Consider the following 13,974-nt stretch of genomic DNA (forward strand, 5'->3'; position numbering starts at 1 on the left):
GGCTGCGAGTAGGTCGTCCCAGCCCGGCGACCTGAGTGGGTGAGGCTGACGGCCGCCGCGGGCGAGCCTCTTGCCGCCGTTGTGTCGAGTGCCATACGGTCCGGTAACTTACCAACGGGTAAACAACTGGGAGGTCGACTCGTGGCCGACAGCAGCACACCGACCGCGCGTCCCCTCGAGTCCTCCCGGAGCTGTTCCTGGTGGGGCTGGGGTGCCACGGACCAAGCCCTGTCCGACGCCGAGTGCATCGCTCTCGGGTCCCTGGTCCCGGGTGCGGAACGCACCCCGCTGCCTGTGCCCGATGTCGCCGCCCTCACGCTGCCCGCGGTCCGCGTCGAACCCCCGCGCGCACTGGCGCCGTTGATGTCGTCCGCGCCCCAGGACCGAGCCTCGCACACCTACGGCAAGGCGTACCGCGATGTGATCCGCGCCCTGAGCGGCGACCTCGCCCCGGCGCCCGACCAGGTCGCCCGGCCCCGTACCGAACAGGAGGTGATCGACACCCTCGACTGGGCGGCGGACACGGACGTGGCCGTCGTGCCCTACGGCGCGGGCAGTTCGGTCGTGGGTGGGGTCGAGTACCGCGCGGACCGGCATCGAGGAGTGGTGTCCCTGGATCTCTCGGCCCTCGATCGGGTACTGGAGATCGACCGGGTCAGCCGGGCCGCGCGGATCCAGGCCGGCGCCCTCGGCCCCGGCCTGGAGGCCCAACTGCGGCCACATGGGCTGACGTTGCGCCATTTTCCGCAGAGTTTCGAGTTCTCCACCCTGGGCGGGTGGCTCGCCACGCGGGCCGGCGGCCACTACGCCACGCTGTACACCCATATCGACGATCTTGTGGAGTCGCTGCGCGTGGTGACGCCTGCCGGGGTCAACGAGTCGCTACGGCTGCCCGGTTCGGGTGCGGGTCCCTCTCCCGATCGGCTGTTCCTGGGCTCCGAGGGGACACTCGGTGTGATCACCGAGGCCTGGATGCGGCTGCAGGAACGCCCGCGCCACAAAGTGTCGGCCACGGTGCTGTTCGACGACGTCCACGCAGCCTTCGAGGCCGTACGCGCCGTCGCACAATCCGGACTGCACCCGGCCAACTGCAGATTGCTGGACCCGGGCGAGGCGGCCCTGGCTGGAGTGGTGCAGGACAGCCGCAGCGTACTCATACTCGGCGTGGAATCGGCGCACGCCCCCGTCGACGGGCGCCTCACAGAACTCCTCACCCTGGCCCGGGACCACGGCGGCTCACTCGCGCCGAGTGCGCCGGAATCGGCCGACGCCGCCGCGGACATCTGGCGCTCCGCGTTCCTGAGGATGCCCTACCTCCGCGATGCACTCGCCCGGATGAGTCTGATCACCGAAACATTCGAGACCGCCTGCACCTGGGACCGTGTGCCGCAGTTGTATGAGTCGGTACGCAGCCGGCTGTCCGATGTCATCAAGGAGGTGACCGGCTCGGCGGGCACGATCAACTGCCGCTTCACCCATGTCTATCCCGATGGCCCCGCGCCGTACTTCACCGTCATCGCACCGGGACGGCGCGGTGCGGAGGTCGCGATGTGGGACCGGATCAAGTCGGCGGCCATGGAGATCCTCCACGACCTGGGCGCGACCGTCACCCACCACCACGCGGTCGGACGTGACCACCGGCCCGGGTACGACCGTCAGCGCCCCGAGCCGTTCGCCCTCGCCCTCCGTGCCGCAAAGACGGCACTGGACCCGGCAGGGATCCTCAACCCGGGTGTCCTCCTTGATTGAACGCCACCGGACGGCGCTCGAACGAGTCGAGCGGGTGTAAGGCTGAATCTGCTCGGGTCTACCGCATTGGTGGAGGGGGCACCGCGTGCCCCCGGGGGTGACGCTTGTGTCTTTGAGCCGGTGCGCGGCCATGAACGCGTCGCGGGCGTTGCCGTGGCGGGTGTGTGAGTGAACGACTTGTTTAAACCGCTCTGTTGACATCATTCCGTGCACTGCCTCATGCTCGTCCCATGTCGTCCACTCCTGATGAGCGCATCGACCCCTTCACACCTCCGCAGCCGGAACAGGCGCGAGCGCACCGCGTCTACGCGTCGCTGTCTCGCATCTCCGAGCGGCACGCCGCCACTGACGAGCAACGCCGCCGGCAGACCCATCCCTTGGTCGTCGGGCCCCATGAGGCCGTCAGGCTCGTGTCGTTCCTGCTCAGTGGGGCCGCACAACTGGACGACGGCGAACCGGCGGTGGACCCTGCCGACATCACCGCCGCGTTGACCCTCGTTCCACTGGTGCGCGGGGAGATGGACGAACTCGAGACCGGGCTCCTCCAGATGGCACGGGGACGTGGCATGACCTGGCAGGAGATCGCCTTCGGGCTCGGGCTCGGCACGCCGCAAGCGGCCAGGCAGCGCTATGAACGGCTGGCAAGCCGGGCGGCCGCCGATGCCCCGGAGCAGTAGGGCTGCCTCCTTTCCGGCCCGGCGACCGGCTGACCTATCGGCGAACAACAGACGCAACTCGCCGAAGATTGAGTGACAGGTCGTGTGTGCGGGGGTTGCTGCCACGGCGCCCGGTGTACCGTCCCTGCGCTGTCGATTGCAGGGGGATTCCCAATGACGTTGTCAAACGGGTTGGGTGACGCTTCGTGAGCGGGTCAGGCCGCTGCGGCAGCAGGGGTTGCTTCGAACGTGCGGTGGTCGCGGATGAGCGCCCAGAGCACGTTCAGGCGGCGTCTGGCCAGGGCGAGGACGGCCTGCTTGTGGTTCTTTCCCTCGGCTCGTTTTCGCTGGTAGAACCGCTTGGACTCGGGGCAGTGGAGAGCTGCGACCTGGGCGGACAGGTAGAACATGCGCAGGAGTCTTCGACTGTAGCGGTAGGGCCTGCGGAGGTTGCCGGAGACTTTGCCGCTGTCTCGGGGGACGGGGGCGAGTCCGGCGACGCCGGCCAGGCGGTTGGGGCTGCCGAAGGCGGCAATGTTTCCGCCGGTGGCGGCGATGAACTCGGCGCCGAGCATGTCGCCGATGCTGGGCATGGACGTGATCACTTCGGCGTCGGGATGTTCGCGAAACCGGCCCTCGATCTGGGCTTCGAGTTCAGCGATCTCCAGGTCGAGGGCCATCACCTCCCGCGCGAGGGTGTGGGCCATCTTCGCGGCGCTCTTCTCCCCAGGCACCACCGTGTGCTGGGCCTCGCCCGCCGTCACCGCCGCGTCTGCGGCGTTCTTGGCAGTGGTGATGGTGCGGACGCCGTGGTTCTTCAGCCAGGTCGCCAGCCGGGCCCGGCCGACCCGTCGCAGGGCGGCGGGGGTCTGATACTTCGTGAGCAGGATGAGCGCGGTCTTGGAGGTGCTGTAGTCGAAGGCCCGTTCCAGCGCGGGGAAGTACTCCAGCAGCTGGGCACGGAGCCGGTTGATCGCTCGGGTGCGGTCTGCGGACAGGTCCATGCGCCGGGCGGTGAGGATCTTCAGGTCGACCGCGATCTCGCTGGTGGCCTGAAGCGGCTGCAGGTCGCGGCGCATGCGGGCGGTGTCGGCGATGACGAAGGCGTCCTTCGCGTCCGTCTTGCCACTGCCTCGGTAGGCAGCGGAGGCGTGGTGGATCGTGCGGCCGGGGATGTAGAGCAGTCGCTGATCGTGCTTGACCAGCAGAGCGATCCACAGTGCGGCATCGCCGGCGTTCAGGTCGACCGCCCAGGTGACGGGCTCGCCCTCTGCCAACTCCAGGACAACCGCGAGGAGTTCCAGCAAGTCGGCCTCGTTGTTGGGGACCCGGCGGGTGAGGAACACCGTGGCGTCCTGGTCGATCACCGTGCAGTGATGCTCGGCCTTGCCCGCATCCGTTCCGGCCCACAGTTCGGGCACGTCCACCTCCGAAGTCGTTCCGTCACCGATCCCAGCAGACGACCTCGCCGACGTGTCCATACGAAGCGATGCAGTTCGCGTATCCCAATGAGTGGCCGAGTCGTCGCGGGGTCCCGGGCGGCCAATCCCCCTGAGCCACAACAGCGGCAAACCATGAACAGCCACACCCAGGACCCCTGGGTTTCCCGATCTTACGAATGACCGGAACGAACCCAGGAAGAAAGGTATGGACACATGAAGCGGTGGGCGAACGAGGGACCGAACGGCCCGCATCCGATGACACCGGCTCTCCAGGTGGAGATCAGATCGGAGCTCGCTCAGGCGCGGACACGGATGATCATGGGGGTTGTGCTGGCCCTCCTGGGCGTCGGGGTGACGGTCTGGACCTTCGTCAACGGAGAGGGAAGGATCGTCATCCTCGGCGGTGGGCTCGCCTTGGGTTGTGTGGTGTTTCTGACCGGCTACTTCTGGGACATGCGCATACGGGGTTATCTGAGCAGGCACGGTGTCTCGATGGAATCCGTGAAGTCGGATCGCTGATCGTCGGGAGGCTTGGGGTGGCTGTCCGGGCACTCCGGTGCTCCGCCGGGGCCGGCCGTCCGACCCGATCGGTGTCGCGCCCCGGCCGAGGAGGCAGGCACGCTTCCCCTCAGGCGCGAGGGCGCGCGAAGTGAACCCGTAGCGTCCGGCCGACTCGTCGTTCCGTCAACCGACCGGCTGTATGTCGCGGTGTAGAAGCGGACGTTCACCAGCCGCTAGGGTCGCGCACATGGGTGCCACGACTGCCGCCATGGTCACTGCCGTCGTCGGAGTGCTCGGCACGCTTCTGGCGCCCGTGATCGCGAATTGGACGACGAAGCGCCGGCGTGCCGAGGAGTCACGCGCTGAGGAAAGGAGACGCGCCTTCGAGGACCGGCGCGCGGCATACACCGCGATGAATCGTGCCTCCCGCCACTTCCACACCATGTTGAAGGACGCCCTGCACCGTATGCGGGACGGGGTCTACAGCGACGAGGACCGTGCCCAGGTCGAGGAGGCGCGGCGCGACTACCGGGATCGCTATGCCGAGTCCCAGATGGTCGTCCCTGAAACGGTGCTCCGGGCATCTCGCGAGTTGAACGTCGTCCTGGCCGCGATCGACGCCACCGCCAAGCGCATCGACCGCGGTCTCGCCGGGGAAGGGGAAACCGCGGAGCAGGCACTTGCCGACCTGAAGGCCGCAGAGCCGGCACTCACTTCCCTGCGCCGGATCATGCGTGAGGACCTGGGCGTACCCAACTGACCAGGCACCGCTTCGGGACTCGTGCCCTTCGGAGCATCGGTCCCTCGGTGCCGTTCCGGTCGCCTGCGGCGACGGCGCACAGCCGGGCATGCCGGCCCGTCGCTGTACGGCTGCCACGGACGGTCCCGTCGGTCATCCTGGGTGTTCGTGCAGTTGCATACCGTCCTCCTCCCTTCCGTGCGGAGCTGGTGTCCTGCCGAGGGAGTCGGCGCGCAGAACGCTTCTGTTGCGCAATCTCGCCGCCGTTCTACCTTGGCTTTGAGGAGGGAAGCGAGAAGGGAGCAGGTCATGGTCGGCACGACGACGCACCCCGCGACGCTCGCGCTTGCTCGCTCTGTCGCACGGCTGGAGATCGTGGTCGGGGAGGACTACGAGCAGTTTCGAGCACGCTACGAGCAGGCAGTCCCTCCCCTTGACTACCGGCGCACCTTTGATCTGGTCTCGGTGCAGGCGCCGTGGAGCGCTGTTCAGGATCTCGCCGACGAGAACGGCCCCTTGGGGTTCATGATCTTCTGGAGGTTCGACGCCCAGCCGTTGTTCGGCGTGGCCGGCGATCATGCCCGCTGCACCGAGTACCTGATGGGCAATCATGTCATCGCCGAGCGCATGTACCGGCACGACGCGGGAGCCCTCCTCTACGTCCCCTTGCGCACCACGATCCACGAGTCTCCCTCGGGGGAGGCGTTGTTCGCGATCGATCGCCCCAGTGACACGGTTGCGGTGCTCGGTCGACCCGAGATCACCGAAGTGGGGCGGGAGTTGGACCGCAAGGTCGGGGCCCTCCTGCGTCATCTCGGTGCCCCGGTGCCGGATGAACTGACCTGATCGGCCGAAGCGTCGATGCCCCTGCCGAGCTTGCAGGGTTCCACTGGGGAGGCTGATGGGGGGCGCGCCCGCCGAGGCCGACGAGGGGGGCCGCCGAAGAGTGCTCCTCATACCTGCCAAGGGTGCGGCGGCCCGGAGTTCCCGTGCCGGTGGCGATGGTCGGCGCGGCTGAAGTGTGCAGCGTTCGGCCGCGGTCCTGTTCACGTCCCGGTCGGCCGCGCTCGTCGGTCGAGCAGCCCGAGGCAGGCGACCGCGGCGACCAGTTCGATGACCGCCATGGTCCACCAACCGTGCACGAACACGTCGTGGGTGGTCGCGTAGGTGGTCGGTGCGCCGAGGATCGCGACGACGATGCTGACGCCGAGCACAAAGCCGATCTGGCGGGTCATGTTGATGACACCACTGCCGGTCGAGGTCCGGTGTGCCGGCAGTCCGGCGGTCGCGGAGGACAACAGGGTCGGTAGTGCCAGCCCGATGCCCACCCCCGAGACGAGTTGGCCCGGCAGCAACTCGCTCGCATAGTGCGAGCCGTTCGGGCCGGCGAGCATGAGGGTCATGACGATGCCGGCCGCGAAGGCCAGACAGCCGAGGGCTGTGAGCACACCGGGGTGGATGCGGCGGCCGTAGCGCTGCACCAGCACCGTGACGACGGGGACGACCGCGGGACCGGGTGCCACGGCGAGGCCGGTAGTGATCGTCGACCAGTGCCAGACGTTCTGCATCCAGAGCACCACCGTCAGGAGGTAGCCGGCGAAGCCGATGCTGAAGGTGATCATCGCTACGTTGGCGGCGGCGAAGCTGCGGACCCGGTAGAGATCGGGTTCGACCACCGGTACGGGGTGGCGCTCGGCCCGCCGGACGAACCCCGCCAGGAGCAGAGCAGCGACGACGAACGAAGCAATGGTCCTGCCGTCGCCCCAGCCCCAGTCGCCGCCCTTGACCAGGGCCAACGCGAGGGTGCCGATGCCTGCCGTCAACAGGCCGGCGCCGACCAGGTCGGGAACCCCGGAGACCTGGGAGTCACGTGAGTCCGGGACGGCGCGGGCGGCCGCCACGAGCGCGATGATTCCCACCGGCAGATTCACCAGGAACACCCATCGCCAGCTCGCGGTGACCAGAATGCCGCCCAGCACGGGCCCGGCCGCCGCCGCGATGCCCGCCACGGCGGACCAGAGCCGGACATAGGGCATGCGCTTGTCGGGGGGCACCGCCGCCAGCAACAGGCCCAACGACGTCGGTGTCAGAGCAGCCGCGCCCGCGGCCTGCAGGATGCGGAACGCCACCAGCCACCACAGGCCCGGGGCTGCCGCGCACGCCACGCTCGCCGCAGTGAACCCCCCGAGGCCGAGCAGGAAGACCCGCTTGCGGCCGACCTTGTCCGCCAGGCGGCCCAGGGGTACCAGCAGCGCTGCATAGAAGATCGCGTACGCATTCAGCACCCAGCTCACGTCACCGAGCGACGATCCCTCGAAGCTCTCGCCGATCTTGTCGAAGGCGACGTTCACGATGAAGACGTCCAGACTCGCCATGAACGCGGCGAGTGACAGGATCGCGAGGATCGCGCGCGGACCGCCCGTACCGGCCCGCTCGACCGCCTGAACAGGGGCGATCACCTGGCTTTGATTGCTCATGGCCAAGACCGTAGAGCGACTCACTTCATTTTTGCAAGTTAACTTTTCGCAAGGAAGTCATCTTTCGATAAATGCCTGGGGTGGGCAGCGTCGAGCGGCGCATCGCACCCGCGCCTCGATGTGGCGCCCGCTACGCCCTGACACCCGTCGGGCGCGAACGTGGGCCGACCGTCCGGGCACTCGCGCGCCGGGGAACCACCCACCTCGGAGAGGCCCGGACCGGCGAGGTCGTGACGCCCTCGGCGGTCGTCATGGAGTTACCGCCTACCGGCATCGGCGCAGCGTGCCACGACGTGCCGGTACGCAGCGGGGTCCCGGTTTCACTCCCGTCGGGCTGTGTCGGGCTGACGGGGTGGTCCGGAGTGGCAGGGGGACTCGTCGGCGGCGTGGGTTCGGGGTATCGGGCCCGGATCGACGTTCAATCGCAGTACAGAACCGACACAGCGGGCGGCAGCGTGCGCAGAGGCGAGCCACTGAGCGCGTCCTGACAACGGCTGTTTGAGGGAGACTGCGATGAGCGACACCACGGCTTTGCCGACACCGTCCGGCCCCTACCTGGGCAAGGGGCTGCTGCCGGGCGACTTCTACGCCTACGAGGAACTGCTCTCGGACGGGGAACGCGAGAAGATCGAGCACATCCGCGAGTTCCTCCGCACGCAGGCCGCCCCGATCGTCGACGACTACTGGGCCCGGGCCGAGTTCCCCTTTCAGCTGGTCGAAGGCTTCGGCAGGCTCGGCCTCATGGACTGGGCCGACCCGGACTCCACGCAGTCCAAGCCCAGCAACCTTCTCGCGGGCTTCATCGCCTTGGAGTTCGGTCATGCGGACGCATCTCTGGCCACGTTCTTGGGCGCGCATGCCGGTCTGGCCATGGGCACCATCCTCGCCTGCGGTTCCGACGAACAGAAGCAGCGGTGGCTGCCCGCCATGAGCCGGCTGGAGAAGGTCGGCGCCTTCGCACTGACCGAACCCCACGGCGGCTCGGACGTGGCCGGCGGTCTGAAGACGACCGCGCGGCGAGACGGGGACGGGTGGATCCTCGACGGAGCCAAACGGTGGATCGGGAACGCCACGTTCGCCGATCTCACCGTCGTCTGGGCCCGCGATGCGGAGACCGATCACGTGCTCGGTTTCGTTGTCGAAAAGGACACCCCCGGGTTCACCGCGACCAAGATCGAGCACAAGATGGCGTTGCGGATCGTGCAGAACGCCGACATCGTCCTCGACGGCTGCCGCGTCCCGGAGACCAACCGGCTGCAGAAGGCGAACTCGTTCAAGGACACCGCCCAGATCCTGCGCCAGACACGCAGTGGGGTGGCGTGGCAGGCGGTGGGAGTGATGTTCGGCGCCTATGAGATCGCGCTGCAGTACGCGAAGGAGCGTGAGCAGTTCGGCGTCCGATCGGAAGTTTTCAGCTCGTGCAGGATCTGTTGGTGAAGATGCTGGGCAATGCGACGGCCTCGTGCGGGATGGTGACGCGGCTGGCCCGGTTGCAGGACGCCGGGGTCTACAGGGACGAGCAGTCCGCACTGGCGAAGGCCTACTGCACGGTGCGGATGCGCGAGAGCGTGGGATGGGCGCGGGAGCTGCTGGCAGGCAACGGCATCGTCCTCGAGTACAAGGTCGGCCGGTTCGTGGCCGACGCGGAGGCGCTCTATTCCTACGAGGGCACCCGAGAGATCCAGACCCTCATCGTCGGACGTTCCGTGACCGGCGGCCTGAGCGCCTTCGTGGGGTGACAGGGATGACCACCGGCTTCGTCTTCAGCGGACTGAAGGTCCTGGACGCGTCCAGCTTCATCGCGGGACCGGCGGCGGCCACCGTGCTCGCCGACTTCGGAGCGGACGTCATCAAGATCGAACCTCCCGGGAAGGGCGACCCCCAGCGGCGGCTGAGCTCTGTGCCGCCCAGCCCACGCGCACAGGCCAACTACAGCTGGCACCTCGCCAACCGCAACAAACGCGGCATGGCGATCGACCTGAAGTCCCCTGCGGCCCCCAGGATTCTCAAGCGCCTCGTCGAGTGGGCCGACGTGGTGATCACCAACTTCCCGCACGGCACGCGCGAGAAGCTGCACCTGGGCTACGACGAGGTCTCGGGCTGGAACCCGAAGGTCATCTACGCCGACATCACAGGCTTCGGGGATGCCGGCCCGGACGCGGGGCAGCCGGGGTTCGACCTGACCGCCGCATGGTCGCGCAGCGGGCTGCTGGCCTCCACCCGGGACGCGGGCGCCCCGCCGACGGTGCCTGTCTGGGGCAGCGGCGACTACATGTCGGCCATCGCCATCTACGCGGCGATCGTGACGGCCCTCTACCGGCGCGAGCAGACGGGACAAGGGGCCAGTGTCGGAACGTCGTTGCTCGCCGCGGGCATCTGGGCCACGGGAACGCTTGTGGCCGGTGCGCTCGCCGGAGGTACCCCGTTCGAGCCGCACGACCGGAAGGCGCCGGTCAACCCGCTGACGAACCCTTACCGGACGGCGGACGGCCGGTGGTTCATGCTGGTCACCTCGCCCCCGAACTGGCCGGGACTGACACGGGTCGTGGGGCACCCGGAACTGCTGGAGGATCCCCGGTTCACCGACGTCGAGGGCTTCGTCGAGCATTCCGCCGTACTGACCGAGCTGCTCGACGCCGAGTTCCGTTCGCAGCCCTTCGCCCACTGGAAGGACGCCCTGAACCGGGAGCGCATCACCTACAGCCTCATCCAGACTCCGGAAGAGGCCGCGCAGGACCCGCAGTTGCGCCCCAACGACATCGTCGTGCCCCTGGAAGGCGTCAGCGATCTGCAGGAGACCATCAACAGTCCGGTCAATCTGCGCGGGGTGCCGAAGGTGCCGGCCAAGCGTGCGCCGGACCTGGGTGAGCACAACGACGAGGTCCTCGCCGAGCTGGGATTCAGCCCCGCCGACGTCGTCGAGCTGCGGACCCAGGGTGCGATCCCGGCCCCGCCGAGAGGGGAGATGTAGCGACGGGCAGCGTGCGCGAGACGGCTGTCGTGTGGGTCCACCGTCAGCGCGCCGGTGGCCGACGGCGCGGATACGAGATGCCACGGCCTGCTTCGCGGACGGCCGGAGACAGCGGTCAGCAAGTCCACTGTCTGAGGCGCCGAGGAAGCGGTCGAGCGGATCGGCTGCCTTCGCAGGAAGCCATGTGCCGCGCTGTCCACGGCCAGGAACCGAGCGATCCTCGCGGTGTCACCGCAGACGGCAGACCAGCTCGATCGGAGCGAGCAGGCCTTCCTCCATGTGCCGCAGCACGTTCGCGATCTTGGTCGGCGCGTCGCCACCCATCGCCATGTTGACCAATGGTGGCCGCATGTCGGCTTGCCCCGGGCTTTGCGGGGCGTTCCCCTCGTGGTGAGCGTTCGCGGTGCGGACGTCACGCAGGGACCGGATGCCCTCGGACCGACGATCGTGCTCGGCCACGATCTCGAACCCGGCGTCGTGCAGCGACGCGCGATACTCCTCGGGGCGGGCGATGAAGCTGTGTGAAGGCTCCGAGGCCCAGGGGAGTGGGTAGCTCACCAGGGAGGGATCCCCGAGGAGCATGACGTCGTACACGATGAAGAGGCCGTTGACGGTCAGGACGCGACCGATCCCGTTGAACAGCCCGGACTTGTCCTGGACGTTCATGCCCACGTGCAGCATCCACGCCCGGTCGAAGTTCTCTGCGGGAAAGGCCGGTTCCGTCACATCCCCGTGCAGGAAGTGCGCCCTGTGGCCGAGGCCCACGCGATCGGTGAGCCGGCGAGCTACGGCGACATACTCCGCGGTGAGGTCCACGCCGGTGACATCGACGTCGGCCTGCTGCACCAGATGACGGGCCGGCCCGCCCAGACCGCTCCCCACGTCCAGCACACGCATGCCCGGCCGTAGACGCAGGTGCTCGGTGATCTCTCGGGTTGCCGCATGACCCCCGATGTGGAACTCGTCCATGCCATGGAGTTCGTCGACGGTGAGCGAACTGCGCCCCGGGTACAACCGGTCGAGCGCTTCGTCGATCTTCCGGTACAGGTCACCCTGTCGGTAATGGTGCGTCACGGCGTTCGAAGGCGGCTGTGCGGTCACCGCGGTGTCCTTTCTGCTGTGGGTGAGGGGAGAGAGCTCTGCGCCTCCGGGGTCGGTGCCGCCGGTGCCCGGGTGCACCTGGGAAGCGTCGTGGCCCTGATGGGCTCGACTGTGGTCGGTGGAGGGAGCCGCATGCCACCGGGCGTCCGTCTCCTCGCGGCAGCTGTTCGGCCCGACGCCGAAGGCCGACAGTGTGTCGACTCCGAGGCGGCTACGCCGGCGCGGCTCGGAAGCGCCGGCCGTCTCGACGATGGTGCGGGCGGCTTTGGTCGGGTCGCCCGGCTGGCCGCCACCATCCACTGCCCGGCCGAGAGCGCCGTGCGGCCGGTTCCGAGCCCCGATCCGCAGGACGAACCCGTGACGAGCCCATACACGCGCGGCGCCCTTTCTCCGCTGTTCAGGCGGTGTGTGAGTCGAAGGACGCCCGGTTCAGGGCGACGAAGGTCTCGACGTCGAGAGGGTCGGTACCACCGATCTTCTTCACCAGATCGTTGGTGCCGGCGAAGATGCCGTTGCGGTAGTCGATCGCGACGGCGCGAAGGTGCTGCACGAGGTGTTCCGGGGCGCCGCGCTGGTGCAGGATGACGCTGAATTCGTCGAGTCCGATGGGCACATAGGTGACGTCGCGTCCCAGCGCCCGTGACATCTTCTCGGCGATCTCGTAGTGGTCGAGCTCCTCCGGCCCGTACAGCGGGTAGATCTTGCCGGCGTGCGGGGCGGGGTCTTCGAGGATGGCCGCGATCACCTTCGCCTGGTCGGTTTCCGCGATCGGAGCGTGGCGTCCGTCGGCGAAAGGCAGTCGCAGTTCGCCGGTTCCGTCGGCCCAGGTGTCGATCAGCCACTGGGTGAAGAACGTCGGCCGGAGGTGTGTGACCGCGACAGGGGAGCGGTCCAGCAGGCGCTCGGCGACCCAGTGCTGACGTGCGGCGTTGCTGGCGGCTTCGCGGCGGGCGGAGATCTGGGACATGTTCACGATCGCCTGTACCCCGTTCTCCTCCGCGGCCTGCGCCACGTTCGCCGTGGCGTCCATCAGGCCGGTACGGATCGGATAGGTGAAGTACAGGGCGTCGATCCCTTTCGCCGCGCGGGCCACGGAGTCGAGCTCGAGGACATCGCCTTGCACGATGTCGGCGCCGAGGGCGGCAAGCCGCTCGGAGCGTTCGTCGGCTCGGTGGACGAGCGCGCGGACGTGGTGGCCGCGCTGGAGCAGCAGGTCGACGGCGCGGCTACCGGTCTTGCCGGTCGCTCCGATCACCAGAAGGTTGCGTTCCACGATGGGGTGTCCTGTCAGGTCGGGTGCCTGTGGTGGGGGTGAGTGCGTGGGGAGTGGCACGGGATCAGTGAGTGGTCGTGCGATGGTCGGCGAGCAGGGCGAGGGAACAGCTGGTTGTGGCCGGTGGCTGAGCGGTCAGGGTGCAGGGCTCGGGCTGGATGCCCCGCCTCGGCGGCCGGCCTGAGCCGGGGAGGCGTGCGGTGAAACCCGCTGATGTCCCGCTCGGCCTTCCATAGAAAGGGGCTCGACAGCCCCTTTTGGACTCACACCCATGGAACACCGCAAAAAAAGGGCTGTCAAGCCCTTTTTTGTAGTAGGGTTGCAGGCATGACCACCACCGGCGAAGCGCCGGCCCGGAAGCTGACCGCCAAGGGCCAGGCCACCCGCTACCGCATCGTCAAGGCGGCCGCGGAGCTGATGTACGAACACGGGGCGCAGAACACCAACAACGAGCAGATCCGCGCCGCCGCCGGGGTGAGCGGCTCCCAGCTGACCCGTCACTTCCCCACCAAGGAGTCCCTGGTACGCGCGGTGCTCGCCTGGCAGGCCGACGTCATCCGGGCCCGCCATCAAGTGCCCGAGTTCGGTGAGCTGGACAGCTTCGCCGCTCTGCGCCGCTGGGCCGACGCCTACATCGAGTCACTGGACATGGTGCGCGGTGGGTGCACGTTCGGCTCGCTGGTCGCCGAGGTCGTCAAGGCGGAACCCTCCCACCGCGATGCGGTGTCCGACGGCTTCGAGCAGTGGCAGGAGCTGTTCAGGCGGGGTCTGAGCACCATGCGCGAGCGCGGCGAACTGCGGCCGGACGCGGACCCGGTCGCGCTCACCCATCTGCTCGCCGCCGCGTTCCAGGGCGGAGCGCTGCTGGACCAGGCGGCCGGTGACAGCACGCCGCTGCGCGACGCACTGTACGGCGCCCTGGCCTACGTCGAGTCGTTCGCCACGCGGCGCTGACGGATGGGCAGCCGGGCGCGGCAACTCCCGTTCGGCATAGCCCTCCTGGGGCCAATCCGATCGAGGCGTACCACTGGCGGCTGTCGGCCTCTGCGATCGCCGACTCGAATC

Annotated in this window: 11 protein-coding genes and 1 pseudogene; 8 read left to right on the plus strand and 4 right to left on the minus strand. The window is 68.4% G+C overall.

Annotated elements, in window-relative coordinates:
- Positions 1 to 141: 141 nt before the first annotated feature.
- Complete coding sequence (locus ACSHXN_RS39155; protein ID WP_438305720.1) at positions 142 to 1,749, plus strand: FAD-binding oxidoreductase; 1,608 nt, start codon at positions 142 to 144, stop codon at positions 1,747 to 1,749.
- 230 nt (positions 1,750 to 1,979) lie between these two features.
- A complete protein-coding gene (locus tag ACSHXN_RS39160) occupies positions 1,980 to 2,426 on the plus strand; it encodes a DNA-binding protein (protein WP_356114518.1) in 447 nt (148 codons plus the stop codon).
- A gap of 194 nt (positions 2,427 to 2,620) precedes the next feature.
- Here the strand turns inward: ACSHXN_RS39160 and ACSHXN_RS39165 are convergent, their stop codons facing one another.
- Positions 2,621 to 3,826, minus strand: a complete 1,206-nt coding sequence (locus ACSHXN_RS39165; protein ID WP_438305723.1) for an IS110 family transposase — start codon at positions 3,824 to 3,826, stop codon at positions 2,621 to 2,623.
- A gap of 234 nt (positions 3,827 to 4,060) precedes the next feature.
- Between ACSHXN_RS39165 and ACSHXN_RS39170 the strand changes: the two genes are divergently transcribed.
- The 3 genes from ACSHXN_RS39170 (at position 4,061) to ACSHXN_RS39180 (ending at position 5,933) form a co-directional block, all read left to right on the plus strand.
- Positions 4,061 to 4,366 (plus strand): hypothetical protein, encoded by a 306-nt coding sequence (locus ACSHXN_RS39170; protein WP_355802065.1) that lies wholly within the window; start codon positions 4,061 to 4,063, stop codon positions 4,364 to 4,366.
- A 229-nt stretch (positions 4,367 to 4,595) separates the two neighbouring features.
- Positions 4,596 to 5,108: a hypothetical protein gene (locus ACSHXN_RS39175; protein WP_438305726.1), complete on the plus strand. Its 513-nt coding sequence runs from the start codon at positions 4,596 to 4,598 to the stop codon at positions 5,106 to 5,108.
- Between the two features lie 288 nt (positions 5,109 to 5,396).
- Positions 5,397 to 5,933, plus strand: coding sequence for a hypothetical protein (locus ACSHXN_RS39180; RefSeq protein WP_355133750.1), 537 nt, complete (start codon positions 5,397 to 5,399; stop codon positions 5,931 to 5,933).
- Positions 5,934 to 6,133: 200 nt separating this feature from the next.
- Here ACSHXN_RS39180 and ACSHXN_RS39185 read toward each other — a convergent pair whose 3' ends face one another.
- A complete protein-coding gene (locus ACSHXN_RS39185) occupies positions 6,134 to 7,564 on the minus strand; it encodes an MFS transporter (RefSeq protein ID WP_356114042.1) in 1,431 nt (476 codons plus the stop codon).
- 513 nt (positions 7,565 to 8,077) lie between these two features.
- Between ACSHXN_RS39185 and ACSHXN_RS39190 the strand changes: the two are divergent.
- Together ACSHXN_RS39190 and ACSHXN_RS39195 are read left to right on the plus strand one after the other, a co-directional pair.
- Positions 8,078 to 9,303 (plus strand): annotated as a pseudogene (locus tag ACSHXN_RS39190) (acyl-CoA dehydrogenase family protein).
- A 5-nt stretch (positions 9,304 to 9,308) separates the two neighbouring features.
- Positions 9,309 to 10,535: a CaiB/BaiF CoA transferase family protein gene (locus ACSHXN_RS39195; protein WP_356114039.1), complete on the plus strand. Its 1,227-nt coding sequence runs from the start codon at positions 9,309 to 9,311 to the stop codon at positions 10,533 to 10,535.
- Between the two features lie 228 nt (positions 10,536 to 10,763).
- Here the strand turns inward: ACSHXN_RS39195 and ACSHXN_RS39200 are convergent, their stop codons facing one another.
- Entirely contained in the window at positions 10,764 to 11,636 is an 873-nt protein-coding gene (locus tag ACSHXN_RS39200) for an SAM-dependent methyltransferase (RefSeq protein ID WP_438305730.1), read from the minus strand.
- Between the two features lie 397 nt (positions 11,637 to 12,033).
- Positions 12,034 to 12,909 carry an NmrA family NAD(P)-binding protein gene (locus ACSHXN_RS39205; RefSeq protein ID WP_355133740.1) on the minus strand — a complete coding sequence of 292 codons (876 nt, stop codon included), beginning with the start codon at positions 12,907 to 12,909 and terminating at the stop codon, positions 12,034 to 12,036.
- Positions 12,910 to 13,236: 327 nt separating this feature from the next.
- On the opposite strand from ACSHXN_RS39205, the gene ACSHXN_RS39210 reads away from it, so the two are divergent.
- Positions 13,237 to 13,863, plus strand: a complete 627-nt coding sequence (locus ACSHXN_RS39210; protein WP_356114033.1) for a TetR/AcrR family transcriptional regulator — start codon at positions 13,237 to 13,239, stop codon at positions 13,861 to 13,863.
- Positions 13,864 to 13,974: the final 111 nt, after the last annotated feature.

Origin of the sequence: Streptomyces sp. HUAS TT11 (assembly GCF_051553595.1) — a bacterium.
Lineage (GTDB): Bacteria > Actinomycetota > Actinomycetes > Streptomycetales > Streptomycetaceae > Streptomyces.